Origin of the sequence: Gemmobacter megaterium (genome assembly GCF_900156815.1) — a bacterium.
Taxonomy (GTDB): domain Bacteria; phylum Pseudomonadota; class Alphaproteobacteria; order Rhodobacterales; family Rhodobacteraceae; genus Wagnerdoeblera; species Wagnerdoeblera megaterium.
This window is the reverse complement of sequence record NZ_FTOT01000006.1, coordinates 46,669-67,260: the sequence shown is the minus strand read 5'-3', so window position 1 is coordinate 67,260 and position 20,592 is coordinate 46,669. Positions and strand designations below refer to the sequence as shown.

Annotated in this window: 24 protein-coding genes; 10 read left to right on the top strand and 14 right to left on the bottom strand. The window is 63.9% G+C overall.

The window, feature by feature from the left end; translation table 11 throughout:
- A complete protein-coding gene (locus tag BW970_RS14170; RefSeq protein ID WP_076532495.1) occupies positions 1–1,347 on the top strand; it encodes a GumC domain-containing protein in 1,347 nt (448 codons plus the stop codon).
- A 13-nt stretch (positions 1,348–1,360) separates the two neighbouring features.
- On the opposite strand, the gene BW970_RS14165 is transcribed toward BW970_RS14170, so the two are convergent.
- The 5 genes from BW970_RS14165 to dctP are packed head-to-tail and all read right to left on the bottom strand — an operon-like array spanning position 1,361 to position 7,089.
- Positions 1,361–2,872, bottom strand: coding sequence for a malonate--CoA ligase (locus BW970_RS14165; protein WP_076532492.1), 1,512 nt, complete (start codon positions 2,870–2,872; stop codon positions 1,361–1,363).
- Positions 2,872–4,167 carry a malonyl-CoA decarboxylase gene (locus tag BW970_RS14160; protein WP_076532946.1) on the bottom strand — a complete coding sequence of 432 codons (1,296 nt, stop codon included), beginning with the start codon at positions 4,165–4,167 and terminating at the stop codon, positions 2,872–2,874. Before BW970_RS14160 ends, BW970_RS14165 begins: the two co-directional genes overlap by 1 nt.
- Before the next feature lie 19 nt (positions 4,168–4,186).
- The gene (locus tag BW970_RS14155; protein ID WP_076532490.1) at positions 4,187–5,503 is read right to left on the bottom strand and encodes a TRAP transporter large permease; all 1,317 of its coding nucleotides are present in this window, start codon (positions 5,501–5,503) and stop codon (positions 4,187–4,189) included.
- A 1-nt stretch (position 5,504) separates the two neighbouring features.
- Positions 5,505–6,053: a TRAP transporter small permease gene (locus BW970_RS14150; protein WP_076532488.1), complete on the bottom strand. Its 549-nt coding sequence runs from the start codon at positions 6,051–6,053 to the stop codon at positions 5,505–5,507.
- A 58-nt stretch (positions 6,054–6,111) separates the two neighbouring features.
- Positions 6,112–7,089, bottom strand: a complete 978-nt coding sequence (gene dctP / locus BW970_RS14145) for a TRAP transporter substrate-binding protein DctP (protein WP_076532486.1) — start codon at positions 7,087–7,089, stop codon at positions 6,112–6,114.
- 111 nt (positions 7,090–7,200) lie between these two features.
- Between dctP and BW970_RS14140 the strand changes: the two genes are divergently transcribed.
- The gene (locus BW970_RS14140; RefSeq protein WP_076532944.1) at positions 7,201–7,881 is read left to right on the top strand and encodes a GntR family transcriptional regulator; all 681 of its coding nucleotides are present in this window, start codon (positions 7,201–7,203) and stop codon (positions 7,879–7,881) included.
- A gap of 44 nt (positions 7,882–7,925) precedes the next feature.
- On the top strand, positions 7,926–9,179 hold the full coding sequence (locus BW970_RS14135) for a DNA polymerase IV (RefSeq protein WP_076532941.1): 1,254 nt from the start codon (positions 7,926–7,928) through the stop codon (positions 9,177–9,179).
- A gap of 34 nt (positions 9,180–9,213) precedes the next feature.
- Here BW970_RS14135 and rimM read toward each other — a convergent pair whose 3' ends face one another.
- From rimM to BW970_RS14105, 6 genes are all read right to left on the bottom strand, one after another.
- Entirely contained in the window at positions 9,214–9,720 is a 507-nt protein-coding gene (rimM, locus tag BW970_RS14130) for a ribosome maturation factor RimM (RefSeq protein ID WP_076532484.1), read from the bottom strand.
- Between the two features lie 72 nt (positions 9,721–9,792).
- The gene (gene rpsP / locus BW970_RS14125) at positions 9,793–10,146 is read right to left on the bottom strand and encodes a 30S ribosomal protein S16 (RefSeq protein WP_076532482.1); all 354 of its coding nucleotides are present in this window, start codon (positions 10,144–10,146) and stop codon (positions 9,793–9,795) included.
- A 40-nt stretch (positions 10,147–10,186) separates the two neighbouring features.
- On the bottom strand, positions 10,187–10,483 hold the full coding sequence (locus BW970_RS14120; protein WP_076532939.1) for a chorismate mutase: 297 nt from the start codon (positions 10,481–10,483) through the stop codon (positions 10,187–10,189).
- A gap of 14 nt (positions 10,484–10,497) precedes the next feature.
- Positions 10,498–11,049 (bottom strand): GNAT family N-acetyltransferase, encoded by a 552-nt coding sequence (locus BW970_RS14115; protein WP_076532480.1) that lies wholly within the window; start codon positions 11,047–11,049, stop codon positions 10,498–10,500.
- Positions 11,046–12,542, bottom strand: a complete 1,497-nt coding sequence (ffh, locus tag BW970_RS14110; RefSeq protein ID WP_076532478.1) for a signal recognition particle protein — start codon at positions 12,540–12,542, stop codon at positions 11,046–11,048. Before ffh ends, BW970_RS14115 begins: the two co-directional genes overlap by 4 nt.
- A 227-nt stretch (positions 12,543–12,769) precedes the next feature.
- Positions 12,770–13,258: an FxsA family protein gene (locus BW970_RS14105; protein ID WP_076532476.1), complete on the bottom strand. Its 489-nt coding sequence runs from the start codon at positions 13,256–13,258 to the stop codon at positions 12,770–12,772.
- A 139-nt stretch (positions 13,259–13,397) separates the two neighbouring features.
- Between BW970_RS14105 and BW970_RS14100 the strand changes: the two genes are divergently transcribed.
- The 7 genes from BW970_RS14100 to BW970_RS14070 are packed head-to-tail and all read left to right on the top strand — an operon-like array spanning position 13,398 to position 18,223.
- Entirely contained in the window at positions 13,398–14,069 is a 672-nt protein-coding gene (locus BW970_RS14100) for a Tim44/TimA family putative adaptor protein (protein ID WP_076532474.1), read from the top strand.
- Positions 14,070–14,073: 4 nt separating this feature from the next.
- Positions 14,074–15,072 (top strand): murein transglycosylase A, encoded by a 999-nt coding sequence (mltA, locus tag BW970_RS14095; protein WP_076532937.1) that lies wholly within the window; start codon positions 14,074–14,076, stop codon positions 15,070–15,072.
- Between the two features lie 2 nt (positions 15,073–15,074).
- Positions 15,075–15,671 (top strand): Smr/MutS family protein, encoded by a 597-nt coding sequence (locus BW970_RS14090; protein WP_076532472.1) that lies wholly within the window; start codon positions 15,075–15,077, stop codon positions 15,669–15,671.
- Positions 15,672–15,722: 51 nt separating this feature from the next.
- Positions 15,723–16,181 carry a tryptophan-rich sensory protein TspO gene (gene tspO / locus BW970_RS14085; RefSeq protein WP_076532470.1) on the top strand — a complete coding sequence of 153 codons (459 nt, stop codon included), beginning with the start codon at positions 15,723–15,725 and terminating at the stop codon, positions 16,179–16,181.
- A 58-nt stretch (positions 16,182–16,239) separates the two neighbouring features.
- Positions 16,240–17,118 carry an SPFH domain-containing protein gene (locus tag BW970_RS14080; RefSeq protein ID WP_144038960.1) on the top strand — a complete coding sequence of 293 codons (879 nt, stop codon included), beginning with the start codon at positions 16,240–16,242 and terminating at the stop codon, positions 17,116–17,118.
- 1 nt (position 17,119) lies between these two features.
- On the top strand, positions 17,120–17,386 hold the full coding sequence (locus BW970_RS14075) for an NfeD family protein (protein ID WP_076532468.1): 267 nt from the start codon (positions 17,120–17,122) through the stop codon (positions 17,384–17,386).
- Between the two features lie 12 nt (positions 17,387–17,398).
- Positions 17,399–18,223 (top strand): hypothetical protein, encoded by an 825-nt coding sequence (locus tag BW970_RS14070; RefSeq protein ID WP_076532466.1) that lies wholly within the window; start codon positions 17,399–17,401, stop codon positions 18,221–18,223.
- A 70-nt stretch (positions 18,224–18,293) separates the two neighbouring features.
- Here BW970_RS14070 and pyrF read toward each other — a convergent pair whose 3' ends face one another.
- The 3 genes from pyrF to BW970_RS14055 all read right to left on the bottom strand — a co-directional run bounded on the left by pyrF (position 18,294) and on the right by BW970_RS14055 (position 20,522).
- Positions 18,294–19,010 (bottom strand): orotidine-5'-phosphate decarboxylase, encoded by a 717-nt coding sequence (pyrF, locus tag BW970_RS14065; RefSeq protein ID WP_076532932.1) that lies wholly within the window; start codon positions 19,008–19,010, stop codon positions 18,294–18,296.
- A 142-nt stretch (positions 19,011–19,152) separates the two neighbouring features.
- The gene (locus BW970_RS14060; protein ID WP_076532464.1) at positions 19,153–19,770 is read right to left on the bottom strand and encodes an enoyl-CoA hydratase/isomerase family protein; all 618 of its coding nucleotides are present in this window, start codon (positions 19,768–19,770) and stop codon (positions 19,153–19,155) included.
- On the bottom strand, positions 19,767–20,522 hold the full coding sequence (locus BW970_RS14055; protein ID WP_076532462.1) for an SDR family oxidoreductase: 756 nt from the start codon (positions 20,520–20,522) through the stop codon (positions 19,767–19,769). Before BW970_RS14055 ends, BW970_RS14060 begins: the two co-directional genes overlap by 4 nt.
- Positions 20,523–20,592: the final 70 nt, after the last annotated feature.

Sequence of the window (20,592 nt, the reverse complement as noted above, 5' to 3'; positions counted from 1 at the left end):
ATGGGCAACATCCAGACGCTCGCCGACGTGATCGCCCTTGTCCGCCGGCGCTTTCTTTCAATTGTGCTCATCGTGCTTCTGGGCAGTCTGGCCACGTTGTTCGCGGTTTTGCGGATGCCCCATGTCTATGAAACCGCTGCGGTGCTTCAGGTCGAACTCCCGCGCGTGGCAACCGAAACCGCCATGGGCGAGGCAGTTTCACGTTCGTCCCAACGATTGCAGCTTCTGGAACAGGATCTGACCAGCCGGGACAGCATGTTGGAAATGGTCGAAAAGCACGGTCTGTTCCGCGACCAGATCGCCATGACGGCGACAGAAAAGGTCATCGCCCTGCGCCGGTCCATCCGCATCGAAACCGTACGGGCCGGGCAAAACCCCTTCGGCGGTGAACAGCCGGTATCCGCCCTGGTCATCGTCGTGCAACTGGGAAGCCCTGACAAGGCCGCCAGCGTGGCGAATGATCTGGCGGCTCGGGTGCTGAATCTGACCGCGCAAAAGCAATCCGAACGGGTGCGCGAAACCCTGGAGTTCTACGAGGCCGAGGAAGACCGGCTCGGGCTGGCGATCGCCGCGTTGGAGGCAGAGATAACAGCGTTCAAGAACGCCAATGTCGATGCGCTGCCCGACGGGATGCAGGCACGGCGCGAGGAAATCGGGCGGCTTGACACGACGCTGCGCGATCTTGATCTGCAACGGCTGACATTGAATCAGGAGTTGGCGACCCTGACCATGCGTGGCACGCCCAGAACCATCGAGCAGCGCCAGATCGCAATACTCGAAGCGCAGATCGCCGGTCTGGACACCCAGCGCCAGGCCACGCTCGGCCGCAGGGCAGAGATTCAGGACGCCGTGAATCTCGCCCCGATGGTGGAAACCCAGTTGGGCACCTTTTCCCGCCGGCTCCAGCAGCTTCAGGACCAGTATTCGGTCATCACCCGCCGCCGCGCAGAGGCAGAGACAAGCCAGCGTCTGGACAGCGAACGCCAGACTGAGCGGTTCGAACTGCTTGAGGCCGCGTTGCCGCCCGACTATCCCGTCGCATCGGCCCGGCGCAAGGTGATGGTGTTCGGTGTGTTCGGGAGTGTGATGGTGGCCATGGGTCTGGCGCTGGTGCTGGAGCTGCGCAACCCGGTCCTGCGGTCGGCCCGTCAGATGGAACGGGCGCTGGACTTGCGGCCCGTGATCGCGCTGCCCGTGCTGCCGCGCCCCCGCAGCCGCCGCAAGGGAATCCTGCGGCGGATCCTCGCGGCGCTTGGTGCAGGTCTGGTCGCCGGGGGGGCGGCCCTGGCGATGAAGGCCGCAGGCGTGTTCCAGATGCGCAGCGGAGCCCCTCGGCCAAGGGCCTGAGGGGCGCGGCAGTTCAGGCGAACAGCGCCGACAGATCCTTGCGCAGCAGGTTCTTCTGCACCTTGCCCATGGTGTTGCGCGGCAGTTCCTGCACCACGGCGATATGCTTGGGCTGCTTGAACTTTGCCAGACTCTGGCCCATTGCAGCCCTGACCACATCGACGTCGATGGTCTGGCCCGGCTGCGCCACCAGAACGCCCACCACAGCCTCGCCAAAGTCGGGATGTGGCACGCCCACCACCGCGCTTTCCAGCACTCCGGGCTGTTCGTCCAGGATCAGCTCGATTTCCTTGGGGTACACGTTGTAGCCCCCGGTGATGATCAGATCCTTCTGGCGCCCAACGATGGACACATAGCCATCGGCATCCACAACGCCGATGTCGCCGGTGATGAAGAACCCGTCGTCCCGCAATTCCTCTTTGGTCTTTTCCGGCATCTGCCAGTAGCCCTTGAACACATTCGCCCCGCGCACCTCGATCATGCCCGGTTCGCCTTGCGGCAGGGTGGCGCCTGTGACCGGATCGGTGATCTTCAATTCGACCCCCGGCAGTGGCAAGCCCACCGTGCCCGCGCGGCGATCGCCGTCATAGGGGTTCGAGGTGTTCATATTCGTCTCGGTCATGCCATAGCGTTCAAGAATGCGGTGGCCGGTACGTTCTTCGAACTGCACATGGGTTTCGGCGAGCAGGGGCGCCGAGCCCGAGGTGAACAGCCGCATGTGCCCGACCAGATCGCCGGTAAAGCGCGGATCGTCCAGAAGGCGGGTATAAAAGGTGGGCACACCCATCATCGTGGTTGCCTTCGGCAGCCAGTCGATGGCCTGTTCCGCCTTGAACCCTGGCAGGAAAATCATGCTGCCGCCCGATAGCAGCACAACATTGGTGGCCACAAACAGCCCATGGGTATGAAAGATTGGCAGCATGTGCAGCAGCACATCGGTATCGGTGAACCGCCATTCCTCCACCAGCACTTCGGCATTGGACAGCAGGTTGCGCTGGCTGAGCATCGCGCCCTTGGACCGGCCCGTGGTGCCCGAGGTATAGAGGATCGCCGCCAGATCCTCCGGCCCACGATCCACCGGGACAAAGCCCGCAGGCGCCTTGCCTGCCAGATCGGTCAAGGAGCCATCGCCGGCCGCGTCCATCGTCTCGAACCTTGCGCCGTGGCGCGTCGCCACCGCGCGCAGACTGTCTGCCCTGGTCGGGCTGCCCACCAGCAACGCGGCACCGGCATTCGATACGAAATACTCCACCTCATCCGCAGTATAGGCCGTGTTCAACGGCAGGAACACTACGCCCGAGGCAAGCGCGGCCAGATACAGCGCCAGGGCACGAGGGGATTTGTCGATCTGCACCGCCATCCGGTCGCCGGGCTGCAACCCCAGCCCGGTCAGCGCCGTAGCCAGCGCCAGTGCCATGTCATGCAGTTCAGTCCCTGACAGGGTGCGACCTGCGGCATCGGTCAGAACCGGGGTATTGCGCGCAGCCAGCGGGGCGACAAGGGCATCATACAGCGGGTTGGTCATCACTTCTTTCCTGTCGTTTCGCCCTGATCGGCCAGGGCCAGCACCTGCTTGGCCGCTGCGACCTGACGGTCGGTCACAAAAGCCTCGTTGTTCCGCTCAACCTTGGCAACGTCATACAGATAGTTGACCATCGCCGTACAGGACTGGCGGAACCCGTTGGCCGAGGTATCGGCCAGCGCATGGACATCATGCAAGAGGGCACCGTTGCCCAGATGAAACCGCGCCACCGGATCGGCCGGCATCCCGTCACCGCGTTTGACATGCAGCAGGTATTCCGCCGTCAGGCGCCGCAGAATGGCCTTGTGCGGTTCCATCGCCTTTGGGTCCGCCTTGGCCGCAGCCTCCAGCACCTGCGCGACAGGGGGGCGTTCCGGTGCCACCTTCTCCAGCCACCGGGCCAGCGTGGGCACCGGCGACAATGTGACATAGCGGCTGACCTGCGGCAGATCGACCCTCACCTCCTCGACGACCTGCTTGATCAGCGAATTGCCAAAGGAAATGCCACGCAGCCCTTCCTGACAGTTGGAGATGGAATAGAACACCGCCGTGTCGAACTCGCCATCGGCCAACGGGGTCCGCCCTTCGGCAAGCAGGGTCTGGACTGAACCGGGAACCCCCTTTGTCAACGCCACCTCGACAAAGATCAGCGGTTCCTCCGGCATCGCGGGGTGAAAGAACGCAAAGCAGCGCCGGTCGTTCGGCCGCAGGCGGCGTTGCAGATCGTCCCAGTCGTTGATGGCATGGACTGCCTCGTATTCGATGATCTTTTCCAGGATATTGGCCGGTGTCCGCCAGTCGATGTGCCGCAACACCAGAAAGCCGCGGTTGAACCAGCTGGCGAACAGATGCTGGAAATCCGGGTCGATCACGCCCAGCTCGGGCGCCTCGGGCAGCAGGTTCAGCAGATCCAGCCGCATCCTCACCAACTCGCCCGTGGCGCCCGGCGCCTGGTTGAGCCGCCGGAACAGTTCCTGTCGCCGCGGCTCTGCCTCGCGCGTCAGCTTCGCAAGGGTGCGCGCGTCCCGCTTGGCCTTGTAGGCCGCAGCGGCCTCGGTCAGCCGATCAGGGTCCAGATCAAGATCGGCGGCCAGATAGGCAAAGAAGGCGCGACGCCCCTCCGCATCAAGGCGGGCGTAATGCGCCAGAATATCCCGCGCCAGCCGCGCACCCGAGACTTCGCCCCGCGACGACAGCAGCGCGGCGCACAGTTCGGCAATTGGCGCCCGGCTGGCGACATCCGGCTTGCCCGGACGACGCTCGAACAGGGTTGTCATCAGATCGGCGAAATAGGCGATGCGGCTCATGTCTTGTCCTCTACAGGCTGGGGCCCATCACGACGTCGGGAAGCCAGGTTGCAAGGCCGGGAAACAGACACAGCAGGAAGATGGCCAGGAACATGCAGCCAACAAACGGTGCCGACCCCCACAGGATGGTCTTGAGCGGAATCTTCGGTGCGATGGAGTTGATCACGAACAGGTTGAGGCCCACCGGCGGCGTGATCAAGCCGATTTCCATGTTGATCGTCAGGATCACCGCAAACCAGTAGGGATCGAAATCCGCCGCATCCAGAATGGGCATCAGGATCGGCGCCGTCATCAGGATCACGGCCACCGGCGGCAGAAAGAACCCGGCCACCAGCAGGAAGATGTTGATCAGGATCATCAGAACCCAGCGGTTCACCTCCAGGCCCGCAATCCATTGCGCGATGGACTGGGTGATGAACAGCGACGACATCATGTAGGCAAACACCCCGGCAGCCGCCATGATGAACAGGATCATCACGCTTTCCTTGGTGCTGTCGCGCAATACGCCCCAGATGGCGACCGGGCTCCACATCCGATAGATCACGATGGCCATGCCAAGGCATAGCAGCGCACCGACCGCCGCTGTCTCCGATGTGGTGGCGATGCCGCCATACATGGAATACAGCACACCAACGATCACCAGCAGGAACGGCACCACGCGCGGCAGGATCTCCAGCCGTTCGCGGATGGAATAATGCCGCGACGCCAGGACCATCGCATTGCCCGAACGCCAGGTGGCAAAGATCGCCCAGGCCATGAACAGCAGCGTCAGCATGACCCCCGGCACGATCCCCGCAAGGAACAGCCGCCCGATCGAGGTTTCGGTGGCAATGCCATAGACGATCATCGTCACCGACGGCGGAATCAGAATGCCCAGCGTGCCCCCCGCCGCGATAGAGCCGGCCGCCACGGTATCGGGGTAGCCGCGCTTTTGCATTTCAGGGATGCCCATCTTGCCGATGGCGGCGCAGGTCGCCGGGCTGGACCCGGACATCGCCGAAAACAGTGCGCAGGCACCCAGGTTCGACACCACCAGCCCACCGGGAACACGGGTCATCCAACGTTCCAGTGCCTCGAACAGATCGGCGCCCGCGCGGGTCGATGCGACAGCCGCCCCCATGATGATGAACATCGGAATCGACAGGATGGTGAAGCTGTTGAGATCGGCAAAGAAAATCTCCGGCATCATCTCCAGCGACCGGGCGCCGTCGAAGACCAGCAGGAACAGGGCCGATACGATCAGCAATCCGACGGCCACCGACACGCCGGAAAACAGGATTGCGACAGTGGCCACCGCCACCAGAAGACCAAGCGAAAGCGGATCCATCTCAGCCCTCCTTCATGCCAAAGGGCGCATCTTCACCAATGGCCAGCGCGACCAGATCCGCCAGAAGTTGCAGCAGAAACAGGCCAAAGCCGATCGGCAGCACCATATAGGGGATCCACAGGCGCGGCCCCCAGACCGAGGGCGATTTCCAGTTGCGGTCCCATGCCTGATGCCAGACCTCCCAGGAATACCAGGCGATCAGTGCAATCACCGCGATGGTGGCCAGTTGCACCACCCATGCCAGCACCAGCCGCCCTCGGCGTGGCAATGCCATCGGGACCAGGTCGACATTCACATGCCCACGCAGGGTTTGCACATAGGGCAGACCGATGCAGGCCGCGCCGATCATCAGGTAGATGACCGCTTCGGTCTGCCATATGGTCGAGTGGCCCAGCGCATAGCGCACGAAAATCATATGGCAGGTCACGAACAGCGCAATAACGGTCAGCGATGCCGCAACCCAGCCACAGACGGTGGATATGGCGCGCACACCGCGCACGAAGGGATTGCCGCCGGGCATTGGCAGCCCGGCGTGGGGAAGTCGGCTCATGGGGGTTCTCCGGGGGGTGCAGGGGGAGTGCGGCGCCAGGCGCCACACCCCGAATGCGTCACTCGACCGACAGCGCCATATCGAGCAGCTTCTTGCCGTTGCCTTCGAAAGATTTGTACGACGAGGTTTCGGCCAGCGCCTTCCACGCATCAAAGTCATCCTGCGTCAGGTCGGCAATCTCGACCCCTGCCGCGCGGAACACTTCGACAGAGGTTGCATCCTCTTTGGACGCCTCGGCCAGATAATAGGCTTCGGCCTTGGCCGACGCATCGCGCAGCGCCTGCTGCTGCTCAGGTGTCAGCCGGTCGAACGTCGTCTTGTTGATCAGCATCGGCTGATACATGAACCACAGCGCAATATCGCCCGCCGGGGTGTAGCACTTGGCCAGTTCCTGCAAACGGAACGACACGAAGGACGAGGACGACGTGTTCAGCGCCTGCAAGACATGCTGCTGCATCGCATTGTAGGTTTCCGACGATGGCATGGAGGCAATCGACGCCCCGGCGGCCTGGAGCATTTCCTCGAACCCCTTGCCCGCAGCGCGCACCGACTTGCCCTTGACGTCCTCGGGGCGGCGAACGCAGCCATCCACGCTGGCAAATCCACCCGCTAGATAGCCATGAACCAGTGTCATGACATCATCGTCGTTCAGCACCTTCTCGATCTCGGCCATGAAGGGCGATGCGATCAGTCGTGCGGCATGGTCATGGTTCTTCACCAGACCAGGCATCAGGGTCAGGTTGTATTCCGGGTGCTGGCCGCCTGCATAGGACAGCGGAAACACCGTCATGTCCAACTGACCGCGGCTAAGCGGGATATACTGCTCTGTCGCCTTGAACAGCGACCCCGAAGGGAAAATCTTGATGGACAGGTCAACGTTTGCCGCTGCGACGTCGTCCGCCACCATCTGCGCGATCTTGTGGCGCAGATCACCCGGCGCAAACTGGTGTGACAGCCGTAGTTCGACCGCAGAAGCGGTGGTCGCAGCCAAACAGAACGGGATGGCCGCTATGGCCGCAATCTTGGCGAATGTCATCGAAGTCTCCTCCCAAAGCTCTTCGTATGTGGCGATGCAAAGGAGGTTGACGCCAGATGCATTCCAAGTCAACACTCTTGTATGCAAGAAATGGACATCCGGAACACAAAGATGACCGACCCGCAATCCGACCGCCGCACCGACCAGGTCCGCGAGGCGCTGGAGGAAATGATCGTCGAAGGGCAGTTCGCCGATGGCGACCGGCTGGACGAGGTAAGTCTTGCAGAACGATTTCAAGTCTCGCGGACCCCGCTGCGCGAAGCATTTCAGGCACTTGCCGCATCTGGCCTGGTCGAGCTGCGGTTGCGGCGCGGCGCATTCGTCCGGTTTCCGGCACTGGAAGAAGTGGTCGAGATGTTCGAGGTCATGGCCGAGATCGAGGCCCTATGCGGCCGTCAAGCCGTGCGCAGGATGACGCCCGACGATCAGCTTGCCATCGAATCCGCGCTGATCGCCTGCGAAAAGGCATGTGCAGCGGGTGATACCGAAGGATACTACCGCGCCAACAAGGATTTTCACGTGGCCATATATCACGCCGCGGGAAACCGCTTTCTTGCAAGCGAAGCCGAACGATTGCACCGTCGGCTAAAGCCGTTCCGACGCCTGCAACTGCGGGTCAGGGGCCGACTGCCGGAATCGCTGCGGGAGCACCGGGCCATCTTTGACGCATTGGTCGCGGGCGATGCCGTGCAGGCGGGCGAAGAGCTGCGCAAGCATATCGCGGTGCAAGGTGATCGCTTCAACGATCTGGCTGCCGGATACCGTGCGTTGGGCCTGCGCAAACGCGCCTGAGCCCCGTGGACGCAAGCCGTGGACAGGCGCATATTGCATATATCATGCCTGCCCTGTGCCGCGATTGCCTTGCCCGGTTTCATCCTGCCCCGCGCTGCCCGGTTTGCCGCAGCCCGCGGGTGATCCGGCATGAGGAAATCGACGACCTCTCCATCGCGCATGTCGATTGCGATGCCTTCTATGCCAGCGTGGAGAAACGCGATCAGCCGGATCTGCGGGACAAGCCGGTGATCGTCGGTGGCGGCCAACGCGGCGTTGTGTCCACCTGCTGCTACATTGCCCGCATCTACGGCGTCCGATCCGCCATGCCGATGTTCGAAGCCCTCCGGAAATGCCCGCAGGCAGTGGTCGTCAAACCCCGGATGCAGGCTTATGTCGAGACATCCCGCACCATTCGCGCCCGGATGGAGGCCCTGACCCCCGCGGTCCAGACCCTTAGCCTGGACGAAGCCTTTCTGGACCTTACCGGCACCGCCCGACTGCATGGCGCCTCGCCGGCAGAGTTGCTGGCAAGGTTGTCGAAAGAGGTCGAGGCAGACCTGGGTATCTCCTTGTCGGTCGGCCTGTCGCACAACAAGTTTCTGGCAAAAATCGCGTCGGATCTCGACAAGCCAAGGGGGTTCTCCGTGATCGGACGAGCCGATACCGCGGCCTTTTTGCATGACAAGCCGGTGCGGATCATATGGGGCGTGGGCGTTGCCACCCAGGCGGCGCTGGAATCCGCAGGGATCCGCACGCTGGCAGATCTGCGTGCCTGGTCCGAGGCAGACCTGACCACCCGCTTTGGCCACACCGGCGCCCGCCTGTGGCATCTGGCCAGAGGCGAAGACGACCGCCCGGTGAACCCGCGCGAGACGCCGAAGTCCATTTCCAAGGAAACCACCTTTGACAGCGACATATCCGACCCTGATCTGCTTCAGGGTCATCTGTGGCGCTTGGCCGAGCAGGTTGCAGACCGCGCCAAGGCAAAGGAGTTCCAGGGCCGGACCGTTACAGTCAAGCTCAAGCGTGCCGATCACCACATCCTGACGCGCAGGCGCGCATTACCCGAACCAGCCCAGATCGCAGATGCCATCTGGCGCGCGGCCGATCCACTGTTGGCTGGCATGTTGTCGCAGGCCCCGTTTCGACTGATCGGGGTCGGCATCTCTGATCTTTCACCAGCCAGCGGCCGTGATCCTGCCGGGGATCTGCTCGACCCGAATGCCGCCCGTCGCGCCGCAGCCGAACGGGCCGCCGACCGTATCCGGGCGAAGTTTGGTCACGAGGCCATCGTCAAGGGCCGGGCCCTGCGCTGATCCGGTCTGGCGCAACATGCCGCCCCGACAGGCGTCAGACCTCGTCCGGCAGATCGACGATCAGCCGTCCTCCGGCAATGTCCACCGTCGGGACGACGGCCTTGGTAAACGGCAACAGCAGCGGCGCCTTCATGCCGGGCCCGAGAACCTCGAGAAGATCCGAGGCACCATGATTCAGCACGGCCTTTACCGCCCCGATCCGGTTGCCACCCGCATCAAGCACGGCAAGCCCGATCAGGTCGGCGTGGTAATACTCGTCATCCTCAAGCACAGGCAGCCGCGCGCGATCTGCAAACAGGCGCAAACCCTTTGCGGCTTCGGCATCCTCGCGGGTCACGATACCCGACATGCGGGCGGCCAGCCCGTTGGTCAGAACACCCGTCAGAACCAGATCAAAGCTGCGGCTGCCGTCTTCGGAATACAGCGGCGCATAGTCCGAAATCGCCGCAGGATCGGCGCAATAGCTTTTCAGCCGCACCTCGCCCTTGACCCCAAAGGCGCCTGATATGACACCGACACAGACCCGATCCTTCGCAGCCATGACCCTGCCCCCAAATGCCAATGCCGGGTGCCCAGCGGGCACCCGGCCTGTCTGTTCAGCGATCCTGTCGGATCACTCGGCCGCTGCGGCCTCGGCCTTGGCCGCCTTGGCAGCAGCGCGCTCTTTGGCTTTCTTGCCCGGCACCGCAGCCTTGGGATTGTTGCGCACCGTCTTTTCACGCACGCCAGCCGCTTCGAGGAAGCGGGCAACACGTTCGGTGGGCTGGGCGCCCTGGCTCAGCCAGAATTGCACGCGCTCCAGGTTCATCTTGACGCGGCCTTCGTTGTCCTTGGCGAGCAGCGGATCATAGACCCCCAGCTTCTCGATGAAGCGACCATCGCGGGGCATACGCGAGTCGGCAGCGACGATGGCGTAGTGCGGGCGCTTTTTCGAGCCGCCACGGGCCAGACGGATTTTCATGGACATGGGTGTTCTCCTTGGGTGTCCTTGGGGCCGGGTCTCCGGCTTACTTCTGCAGTTTCTCGTGATGCCGGATGACTTCCGAGATGATGAACGCCAGGAATTTCCGGGCGAATTCGGGGTCCAGGTCAGCCTCTTGCGACAGCCGTTCCAGACGCTCGATCTGATGTGCCTCACGGTTCGGGTCGCTGGGCGGCAGTTCGTACTGTGCCTTCAGGCGCCCTACCGCCTGGGTATGCTTGAACCGCTCGGCCAAGGTGTAGACCAGAATGGCATCCAGCCGGTCGATCGAGGCGCGGTGGTCGCGCAACACTTCTGCGGCGCGGGCAACGACATCGGTCATGGCAGTCTCCTTGGTCATGCGTAGGCCTCCATACCACCGTCCGTCAGCGCATCGGCCGAAGGATGGCGCCAGATCACGCAAGGCTTGCCCATCACGTCGGCGTCGCGTTCCGGCACGGCGCCCATGCGGCGCGCAAGTGCCTGCGAGCGCGCATTCTCGGCAGCGATCAGGCTGATGGCGGTTTCCCAGCCCAACTGGCCATAGGCCCAGGCACGCGCCGCCAGCGCCGCCTCGTGCGCCATGCCCTTGCCTTCGGCTTCGGGGGCCCAGACCGTCCAGCCGATCTCCGGCTCTGGCCAGCCGTCGGGACACCACGGCCCCGCGCTGCCCAGCGGCAGGCCGCTGGTGCGATCGGCAAAAACGAAAAAGCCATAGCCGCGCATCACCCAATGGCCAATCAGATGGCCAAAGGCACGCCACGCTTGCGGTCTCTCGACAGGGCCGCCCACATGCCGGGCGCGGTCGGTGACGAAGAACTGGGCAAAAGCCTCGAAATCCGACGCCTGCGGGGCGCGCAGGATCAAACGTTCCGTTTCCAGAACAGGGGTGCCTGACAGGTGGATCATTTGCGCTTCATCAGCCCCGACAACCCTGGCGGCAGCGACATGCCGCCCGGCATTCCACCCCCCAAGCCCGGCAGCTTCATGCCTTCCTGAACACCTTTGCCAAGCTCGGCCAACTGATCGGGCGTCATCTTGGACGGGTCAGGCATTCCCTTGCGGCCCATCATCTGCTTGATGGCCTGCTTCATCATGCCGCCCTTGCCCATCTTCTTCATCATGTCCGCCATCTGGCGGTGCATCTTGAGCAAGCGGTTCAATTCGGCCACATCCAGCCCCGCGCCTTGCGCGATCCGCTTCTTGCGGCTGGCCTGAAGCATATCGGGGTTTGCCCGTTCCTTCTTGGTCATGGAATTGATCAGCGCGATCTGGCGCCGCAGCATCAGATCGTCAAAGCCTGCGGTCTCGGCGGCCTTGGCCATCTTTCCCATGCCGGGCAACATGCCCATCAGGCCCTGCATCCCGCCCATCTTCATCATCTGGTCGAGCTGCATCTTCATGTCGTTCATGTTGAACAGACCCTTGGAGAAACGCTTGGCCATGCGTTCCGCCTGTTCGGCCTCGAAGGTCTCGCGCGCCTTTTCCACAAGGGCAACGATGTCACCCATGCCAAGGATGCGTCCTGCAACACGCTCGGCCTCGAACGGCTCCAGCGCCTCGGATTTTTCGCCCAGGCCGACGAACCGGATGGGCTTGCCGGTCACAGCCCGCATCGACAGCGCGGCGCCGCCACGGCCATCGCCATCCATCCGCGTCAGAACCACGCCGGTGATGCCGACCTTGGCATCGAATTCCTGCGCAACCTCGACCGCGACCTGGCCGGTCAGACCATCCACCACCAGCAGCGTCTCGCGGGGTTGGGCAACGTCGCGCACCTGCGCGACCTCTTCCATCAGCGGGATGTCGATCTGCAACCGGCCTGCGGTGTCAAGGATATAGACATCATAGCCACCCAGCGTGGCCTGCTGTTTGGCGCGCCGTGCGATCTGCACCGCCGATTCGCCCTTGACGATCGGCAGGACATCCACACCGATCTGGCTGCCGAGGATCGCGAGCTGTTCCATCGCAGCCGGTCGCTGCGTATCAAGCGAGGCGAGCAGAACTTTCTTGTTCTCACGCTCCTTGAGGCGGCGCGCCAGCTTTCCCGAGGTGGTGGTCTTGCCAGAGCCTTGCAGACCGACCATCAGGATCGGCGCAGGCGGGTTGTCGATCTTCAGCCGTTCCGCCGGGCCATCGCCCTGCAACATGTTCACAAGTTCGTCGTGGACGATCTTGATGACCTGCTGGCCGGGTGTCACCGATTTCGTAACCGCCTGCCCCGTCGCCTTTTTCTGCACAGAGCGGATGAATTCGCGCGTCACGGGCAGCGAGACGTCTGCCTCCAGCAACGCGGTACGCACTTCGCGCAGCGCGGTGGAAACGTCGTCGTCGCTCAGGGCGCCTTGCCGGGACAGCCGGTCGAAGACGCTACCAAGGCGCTCTGACAGGTTCTCGAACATGGGTGCCTCCTTCGGCAGAACGGGCGGCCCAAACGGCAACGGCACCCACGGGCGCAACGCGCTGGTGGATGGCGATCCCGGCCAAGGCCAAGGGACCGGAAGGGCGTGGCCATTCCGGGGTTACAGCGGGCTTACGCCTGCGGGACGCCCGAGTCAAGGTCGCCTCTGACGGGCAGCCGTGATGGAACCATGCAGGATTGGGCCTGGGGCATGATCCGGCGCGCGCTTCATTCCGGCGGATTGGTCCAGCCGGACGGACGGTTGCGCGGCAGCGATGCCGGATCCTGGGCAATCTCTGTCGCCTCGCCGTCGATGATGTCATCACGCGCACCCGCCCAGCGCGGATCCCTGCGGGCTGCCCCGGCCACAACGACAACGCGCCGCGCCAGTTGGCGCAGGATCAGGTTGCGCGATGGTGGAAACAGCAGGGGCAGCGCCAGAAGGTCCGTGAAAAAACCGGGCAGCAACAGCAGAAAACCCGCAAGCACGATCAGCGCCCCATGGGCCAGGGGGTGCGCAGGATCGCCCATTCCCTGCGCCGAACGCTGGACATCCCGAAGCGCGGCAAAGCCCTGGTTACGGACCAGCGCCAAGCCGATGACCGCCCCCAAAACAACAAGGCCCAGCGTCGGCCACAGACCCAACCAGCCACCGACCAGCACGAACAACGCGATCTCGATCAGGGGCAGCAGGACGAAAAGGGCAAGAAACGGCAAGGGATCGGTCCTTTCAGACGTGCTTATGCCCCGGTGCGGTGGACTTGACGGGACCCGTACCCTACATAGGTGACAACCGACCACAGCACCAACCCCTGCGCACCGGAAAATAACCAGAGCGCCTGCACCCCGAGGATCCATGAGTTCCGCCCTTATTCAACTGCTAGTATTGGCGGCGATCGCCGTGTTCCTGATCGTCAAGCTGAAATCAGTGCTGGGCAGCCGCGATGGCTTCGAACGCCCGCCACAGCCGTTGCCGCCTCAGGACGGGGTCGATGGCGCCGCGCGCCGGCGCGACTTCCAGGTGGTCGAGGGCGGGCAGGACCGTGACATTACCGACCACGTTCCCGATGGCAGCCCTGCGGCCAAGTCGCTGGCGGCCATGAAGATTGCAGAACCCGGATTTTCCGCGACAGAATTCCTGAACGGAGCGCGCGGCGCCTATGAGTGGATTCTGATGGCCTTCGAAAAGGGCAAGCTGGACGACATCGTTCCGCTGCTGTCCAAGGATGTCTACGACAGCTTTCAATCCGTCGTGGACGCCCGCGAGCAGGAAGGGCTGACGGTAGAGGCAACGTTCGTCGGCCTGCGCGAGCTTGCCCTGCACGATGCCACGTTCAACCGCGACACGCGCGAGGCGGAAATCACCGTTCGGTTCGTCAGCGAACTGACCTCGGTCATCCGCAACCGCATGGGCGAGGTGGTCGATGGCAGCCCGACCGAGGTGAAACGCCAGCGCGATGTCTGGACCTTTGCCCGGCGCATGGGTGTTGATGACCCGAACTGGCAACTGGTCGCCACCGGGGAATGAGGTGCTGCGCGCCCTGGTCCTCGCGCTGGGGCTGACAGTGAGCGCCGCCGGCGCACAGCCCATGCGTTTCGCGGATCTGACCGGCTGGGCGACGGATGACCATGCAGCCGCCCTTGCCACATTCCGCCAGACCTGCGACCTGATTCCGGCGCCCGACTGGGAGCCGCTGTGCCGTCTGGCGGCCGATGTCACGAATGCGCGGGCCTTTTTCGAGATGTTCTTTCAGCCTGTGTTGATTGGCCAGCCGCCAGCCCTGTTCACCGGCTATTACGAACCAGAGCTGCCGGGCTCTGCGGTGCGGACTCCCCGCTTTGCCCATCCGGTCTATGCCCGGCCGCCAGAGTTCGACGGCAAAGGCATCTGGCACAGTCGGGACGCGATCGAGAGTCGCGGCCTGTTGCGCGGTCGGGGGCTGGAGCTTGCCTGGCTGGAGGATCCGGTTGAGGCGTTCTTCTTGCAGGTTCAGGGCTCGGGCCGCATCCGCCTGCAGGATGGGCGCGTGATGCGGCTTGGCTTTGCCGCCAAGAACAACCATCCCTACCGCTCCATCGGAGCCGAACTGGTCCGCCGGGGTGCGATGGCGCAACATGCGGTGTCGGCGCAGGGCATCAAGGCATGGGTCCGGCGCAATCCCTCTGCCGGGGCGCAGTTGCTGCGACACAATCCCTCCTTTGTCTTTTTTCGCAAGATGGCCGATCTGGCACCGGATCAAGGCCCTGTGGGAGCAATGGGGCGCAGCGTGACGGCAATGCGGTCTCTGGCGGTGGATCCCGCCCATGTGCCGCTCGGGGCGCCGGTCTGGATAGAGAAATCCGGGCAAAACCCGCTGCACCGTCTGATGGTGGCACAAGATACCGGAACGGCCATCAAGGGCGCCCAGCGCGCCGATATCTTCTACGGCAGCGGTCCGGCTGCCGGGGACGAGGCCGGGCGGATCAAGGACAGCGGCCGCATGGTCGTGTTGCTCCCCCTTGATCTGGCGTTTGCGCAGGCCGGGGACTGACGATGGCCCGCCGCCGCAGCCTGCGCCCCGACGAGGAGGAAATCTGGGAACTGGTCGCCCGCACCGCGCGCGCGATGCATCCCGCGCGTCCCAAGCAGCCCGACGTCGAACCTGCCGCGCAGAAGCCGCCGCCCAAACCTGCCAAGCCCCCGGCAGGCCTACCCGAGTTCCGCATTGGCAACAGGGCGCCGCAATTGCCCGCGCGCCACGATCTGTCACCCACGATTGCGCAGCAACTGGCGACCAGCCCGCTGCGCATGGACGCGGGTGTGCACAAGGCGATGCGGCGTGGCAAACTGATGCCCGAGGCCCGCCTTGACCTGCACGGGCTGACACTGGCCGAAGCGCACCCCGAGCTGATACACTTCGTGCTGAACGCCCATGCGGCTGGAATGCGCCTGGTGCTTGTGATCACTGGCAAGGGCAAGGACCGCGACAACGGCGGCCCCATTCCCACACGCACCGGCGCCCTGCGCCATCAGTTGCCACACTGGCTACGCCTTCCGCCCCTTGGGCCGGTCGTGCTTCAGATCGCAGAGGCACATCTGAAACATGGCGGAGCCGGTGCATTTTATGTCTATCTCAGGCGGCACCGTTAATCCGTCTGCGGCGTTGGTCCGTAATGATCGTCAACGCGCCGGGGGACCGCCATGGACTTTGCACTCTTTCTCATCTTCCTTGCCGCCACAGGGGCCGCCGCTGCAACCGGGACACTTTTCCCCCCCGGCGAATGGTACGCCGCGCTGACAAAGCCGTGGTTCACCCCCCCATCAATCGCCTTTCCCATCGTCTGGACCACGCTCTATGTGTTGATGTCCGTGGCCGCCGCGCGCGTCGCCCCCATGCAGGGCGCGCAGTACGCCATGGCGCTCTGGGCCTTGCAGATCGCGCTGAACACACTCTGGACGCCGGTGTTCTTTGGCCTGAACCGGATGGTTCCGGGGCTGATCATCATCGGGATACTCTGGGTCGTCATCGCCGCCATGATCGTGGCATTCTGGCGCCTCGACCGCCTGGCAGGCGCCTTGCTGCTCCCCTATCTGGGCTGGGTCACGGTTGCGGCATCGCTGACGATCGGCCTGATCCGGCTGAACCCCGAGATGCGCTGACCCCTTGCATCCGCGCGCGCTGATGTCACCATGCAGCGCGCAGACGCAGGAGGGTCATTTGGATTTCGAAGGGTTCATTGGTGCAAACATCGTCTATCTGGCGATTGCACTGCTCTTGATCGTTACAGTCTTTCTGGCCGTACGCATTGTCCCGCAATCGGAAAAGTACGTCGTCGAACGCTTTGGCCGCCTGCAATCGGTGCTGGGTCCGGGCCTTAACCTGATCGTACCGTTCTTTGATACGGTGGCCCACAGAATCTCGGTGCTGGAACGCCAGCTTCCGACCAGCCGTCAGGATGCGATCACCGCTGATAACGTGCTGGTCCAGGTCGAAACCTCGGTATTCTACCGCATCATCGAGCCGGAAAAGACGGTCTACCGGATCCGGGATGTCGATGCAGCCATTGCCGCCACCGTCGCGGGCATCGTCCGGGCAGAGATCGGTACGATGGAACTTGACGAGGTGCAGTCGAACCGTTCGCGTGTGATTGCCCGGATCAGCGAAAGCCTGGCAAATGTCGTGGACGACTGGGGCATCGAGGTGACGCGCGCCGAGATCCTGGACGTCAATCTGGACGAGGCCACCCGCGCCGCAATGCTGCAACAGTTGAATGCGGAACGCGCGCGCCGTGCGCAGGTCACGGAAGCCGAAGGCAAGAAACGCGCGGTAGAGCTTTCGGCGGATGCCGAACTGTATGCCGCCAAGCAGGTTGCCGAGGCACGGCGCATCCAGGCCGATGCCGAAGCCTACGCCACCAAGGTTGTCGCCGAAGCGATCCGCGAGCATGGAATCGAGGCCGCACAGTATCAGGTGGCGCTGAAACAGGTCGAATCCCTGTCAAAGATTGCCCAAGGCGAAGGCAAGCAGACCATCATCCTTCCCGCCGATGCCGTCGCGGCCTTTGGCGATGCCTTCAAACTGCTGAAAGGGCGCTGAGATGTGGGCAACCTGGTGGATCTGGATTGCGGGCGGGATCGCACTGGGCGTGCTGGAACTGCTGGCGCCGGGCTACATCTTCCTGGGGTTCGCCGTTGGTGCAGTGCTGACCGGCGGACTGGTCGCCGTGGGGATCCCCGGCAATCTGCCCCTGGCACTGGTGATTTTCGCCGCCCTATCGTTGATCGCCTGGGCCACGATGCGCCGCATCCTGGGACGCCGTGCCGGGGATGTGAAGATCATCCGCCACGACATCAACGACAACTGAGGACGGCCCGGCTTGACCACAGCCGTTCTGACCGCAAGACTGCCGCCGACCCGCCATTCGCGCAGCCTTGATCCGGGGGATATCATGCGCCTGAAAGCACTCGCCCTGCTCGCCCTTCTGCCAGCAACCCTGGCGCAGGCAGAAACCGGCGTCTGGTCGCTGATCGCCGAATCCGGTGGCTGCGATGTATCCTTTCTGCCCGAGGCGGTGGATGACGGCATCTTCTTTGTGGACCGGGGCGACGCAGAATGCGGCGCCGACATCGGCAGGATCACCGGCTACGCGCTGAACGAGGAAGGCGCCGTCGTTGTGCTGTACTCAACACTCGACGGGGTGGATCTGGTCGGCAATGTCACGCGGCAGGCCGATGGCGTCTTTACCGGGCGCCTGCGCGGTGGCGGTGTCCTGCGGCTGGAACACAAATCCGGCCCTATCGGGATCGCCGATCCGATGACAGGTCTGATGACGGGTGAAACCGCCGAACCGCTCGATCTTGAGGACGAAGCTGCGGCCGATGCCCCATTGGCGGGCGCAGCCCCACAAGGCGACTGCCTCTCCTACGCGGGACGCGAGGGAACCTGCGCCGAGCAATCAGATCTCGGCCCCCCCGAAGGCGGGCAGTTGCAGGTTCTGACCCGCATGAACCTGCGTGACCAAGGCACCACCAGCGGCTCTGCCGTCATAGGCCGGGCAGAGGCGGGCGCCTGCCTGGCCATCACTTTCTGTTCCGAAGACGAACAGGGGCGCCTGTGGTGCGGGGTGCAGTCGGACACCGCACAGGGCTATCTGCTCAAGCAAGACAGCAAGACCGTCTACGCCTTGAACACCTGTCGCTGATCCCCCCGTTGCCGCCATGTGATCACATATGGCAGCACCCTGGGGCGACGGTCGGCCTCGGCGCATGATCTCAGCGGTTGGGTCTTTGCGCCTGGGGGCTTGCCAATTCGGCGTTGATCGCCTGAACCGCCGCCCTTGGATCTTCGGATCGCCATACCGGACGACCCACTACGATATGATCCGCGCCATCTGCCACGGCCTGCGCCGGGGTGGCGATACGCTTTTGATCCCCGAGTTCGGCCCCCGCCGGGCGGACCCCCGGCGTCACGATCAGCCGCCCCGCGGCCTGGGGCAGCGCACGGATGGCCGCCGCCTCTTGCGGGCTGGTGATCACCCCATCCGCCCCTGCCTCGAACGCCCGTGCCGCGCGCTCGATCGTGATTTCCCGCAGATCGCCCGACCGGATCATGTTGGCATCAAGATCGGCCCTGTCCAACGAGGTCAGTACCGTGACCGCAAGGATTTTCATGTCCTTTCCGCGCTTGCCTTCCACCGCCGCCCGAACCACCTGCGGATCGCCATGCACGGTCAGGAAATCCAGATCATACTGGGCCAGGCCGCGCACCGCCGCCTCGACCGTGGCACCGATGTCGAACAGCTTCATGTCCAGAAACACCCGCTTGCCGTGCTCCTGCTTCAACTCGTTGGCCAGGGCAAGGCCACCGCCCGTCAGCATCCCCAGCCCGATCTTGTAGAACGCGGCGGCGTCCCCGATGCGACCGGCCAGTTCAAGCCCCGCCAGCGCATTCGGCACGTCCAGTGCCACGATCAACCGTTCATCCGACACCATCGCCCGTCTCCTTGCACCCATCTGCCTGTCGCGCTGATCCCGATATCCTGCGGGGATCCGGGGCGCACCCCGGTCCTTGCGGTCGGGCCAGGACAAACGGGCGGTGCATAGTCCCCGCACCCCGGAAAGGCAACGGACCTCAGCCGGGAATCATACGCTTGATCGCTGCCGCATGGCCGGATTTTGCGGCCAGCACATCGGCGGCAAGCGAATGTGCGGCCTCAATCAGAGTCTCGGGCGGGACCAGACGGTCCAGCAGCCCCCATGCCAATGCCTCCTCCGCCTCGATCTTCTGTCCTCCCATCAGGATCATCTTTGCGCGTGCCGGACCGACCAGTGCCGCCAGCCGTGCCGGATCGGACGGTTGCGGCAGGTAGCCAAGCCGCATGACAGGATAGAATACCTTCATGCCGGGAACGCCCAGCCGCAGGTCACAGGCCAGCGCCATGCCCATCGCACCACCTGCAATCGTTCCGTTCAGCGCGGCGATCGTCAGGCCGGGAAACGCCGCGATGGCCGTTGAAAGCTCTTCCCAAAGATCCGATGTCGCAAGACCCGCGCGCGCCGCCTCCAGATCGGCGCCGGCGGAAAACACCTTGCCGGTCCCGGTCAGAACCAGAACCGCTGCGCCGTCTGATGGTGCCCGCCTCGCAATGTCGCGCAAATCGGCCAGCATCTGCGCCGTCACCGAATTGGCCTTGTCCGGGCGGTCGATCACCGCCGTCCACAACGCGCCATCCACCTCCAGCCGGATCACTGGATGACCCCCACGGCACGCCGCACGTCTTCGTCGCGCAAAGACACCTCTTGCCCCAGATAGGCATCGCCACCAGGGCCGCACATCCAGACCAGAGCCTGCGCCGGCCATTCCGGCGGGATATGCACAGACCAGTCCAGTTGGCTGACGGGGTTCACGCCGCTCGTCCTGATCGCGGCCTGCATATCCGTCGCGACCGTGCCCGGAGACAGCGAAATCACCCGCACCCCCGCTGCGCCTGCTTCGAGATGGGCGGCTCGGGTCAGCATGAATGCGCCCGCCTTCGACGAACAATAGGCCGCCCAGCCCTCTTGAGGGTTGTGCGCCGCGCCAGATCCGATGGTCAGGATGGTTCCACGTCCGCGTTCGATCATGCCAGGAAGCGCCGCGTGCATTCCGTTGAACACGCCGTTCAGGTTTACGGCGACGGCACGGGCAAATGCCTTTGGGTCGGCATCGGCAATATGGGCGATCGGGTCGATCACCCCGGCATTGTTGATCAGAACCTCCAGCGGGCCCATGGCCTCCTCTGCCTGGGTCAGCGCCGCTTTCAATGCCGCCGCATCCGCGACGTCACATGGCACGGCCAGCGCAGCACGGCCAAGCTCCGCAGCCTGAACCTTCAACCGGGCTTCGTCGCGCGAAATCAGCGCAACCCTTGCGCCCTTGGCAACAAAAGCCCGCGCCGCCGCAGCCCCGATGCCACGCGCCGCGCCTGTGATCGCCACCAGCTTGCCTGTCAGATCCGTCATTCCGCCCGCACTCCTGCCCCTGTGTCAGTGACCGACAGGTTAGGTTCCGCCGATGTGACCTGCAACCCGC

What these genes read in the sequence shown, in the direction of transcription:
- ffh (WP_076532478.1), bottom strand. Translation starts at nt 12,542, where the DNA reads ATGTTCGAGAACCTGTCAGAGCGCCTTGGTAGCGTCTTCGACCGGCTG.
- BW970_RS14100 (WP_076532474.1), top strand. Translation starts at nt 13,398, where the DNA reads ATGAGTTCCGCCCTTATTCAACTGCTAGTATTGGCGGCGATCGCCGTG.
- BW970_RS14170 (WP_076532495.1), top strand. Translation starts at nt 1, where the DNA reads ATGGGCAACATCCAGACGCTCGCCGACGTGATCGCCCTTGTCCGCCGG.
- tspO (WP_076532470.1), top strand. Translation starts at nt 15,723, where the DNA reads ATGGACTTTGCACTCTTTCTCATCTTCCTTGCCGCCACAGGGGCCGCC.
- BW970_RS14135 (WP_076532941.1), top strand. Translation starts at nt 7,926, where the DNA reads ATGCCTGCCCTGTGCCGCGATTGCCTTGCCCGGTTTCATCCTGCCCCG.
- BW970_RS14150 (WP_076532488.1), bottom strand. Translation starts at nt 6,053, where the DNA reads ATGAGCCGACTTCCCCACGCCGGGCTGCCAATGCCCGGCGGCAATCCC.
- BW970_RS14055 (WP_076532462.1), bottom strand. Translation starts at nt 20,522, where the DNA reads ATGACGGATCTGACAGGCAAGCTGGTGGCGATCACAGGCGCGGCGCGT.
- rpsP (WP_076532482.1), bottom strand. Translation starts at nt 10,146, where the DNA reads ATGTCCATGAAAATCCGTCTGGCCCGTGGCGGCTCGAAAAAGCGCCCG.
- BW970_RS14155 (WP_076532490.1), bottom strand. Translation starts at nt 5,503, where the DNA reads ATGGATCCGCTTTCGCTTGGTCTTCTGGTGGCGGTGGCCACTGTCGCA.
- BW970_RS14090 (WP_076532472.1), top strand. Translation starts at nt 15,075, where the DNA reads ATGGCCCGCCGCCGCAGCCTGCGCCCCGACGAGGAGGAAATCTGGGAA.
- BW970_RS14075 (WP_076532468.1), top strand. Translation starts at nt 17,120, where the DNA reads ATGTGGGCAACCTGGTGGATCTGGATTGCGGGCGGGATCGCACTGGGC.
- BW970_RS14120 (WP_076532939.1), bottom strand. Translation starts at nt 10,483, where the DNA reads ATGACCGATGTCGTTGCCCGCGCCGCAGAAGTGTTGCGCGACCACCGC.
- BW970_RS14115 (WP_076532480.1), bottom strand. Translation starts at nt 11,049, where the DNA reads ATGATCCACCTGTCAGGCACCCCTGTTCTGGAAACGGAACGTTTGATC.
- dctP (WP_076532486.1), bottom strand. Translation starts at nt 7,089, where the DNA reads ATGACATTCGCCAAGATTGCGGCCATAGCGGCCATCCCGTTCTGTTTG.
- rimM (WP_076532484.1), bottom strand. Translation starts at nt 9,720, where the DNA reads ATGGCTGCGAAGGATCGGGTCTGTGTCGGTGTCATATCAGGCGCCTTT.
- BW970_RS14165 (WP_076532492.1), bottom strand. Translation starts at nt 2,872, where the DNA reads ATGACCAACCCGCTGTATGATGCCCTTGTCGCCCCGCTGGCTGCGCGC.
- BW970_RS14140 (WP_076532944.1), top strand. Translation starts at nt 7,201, where the DNA reads ATGACCGACCCGCAATCCGACCGCCGCACCGACCAGGTCCGCGAGGCG.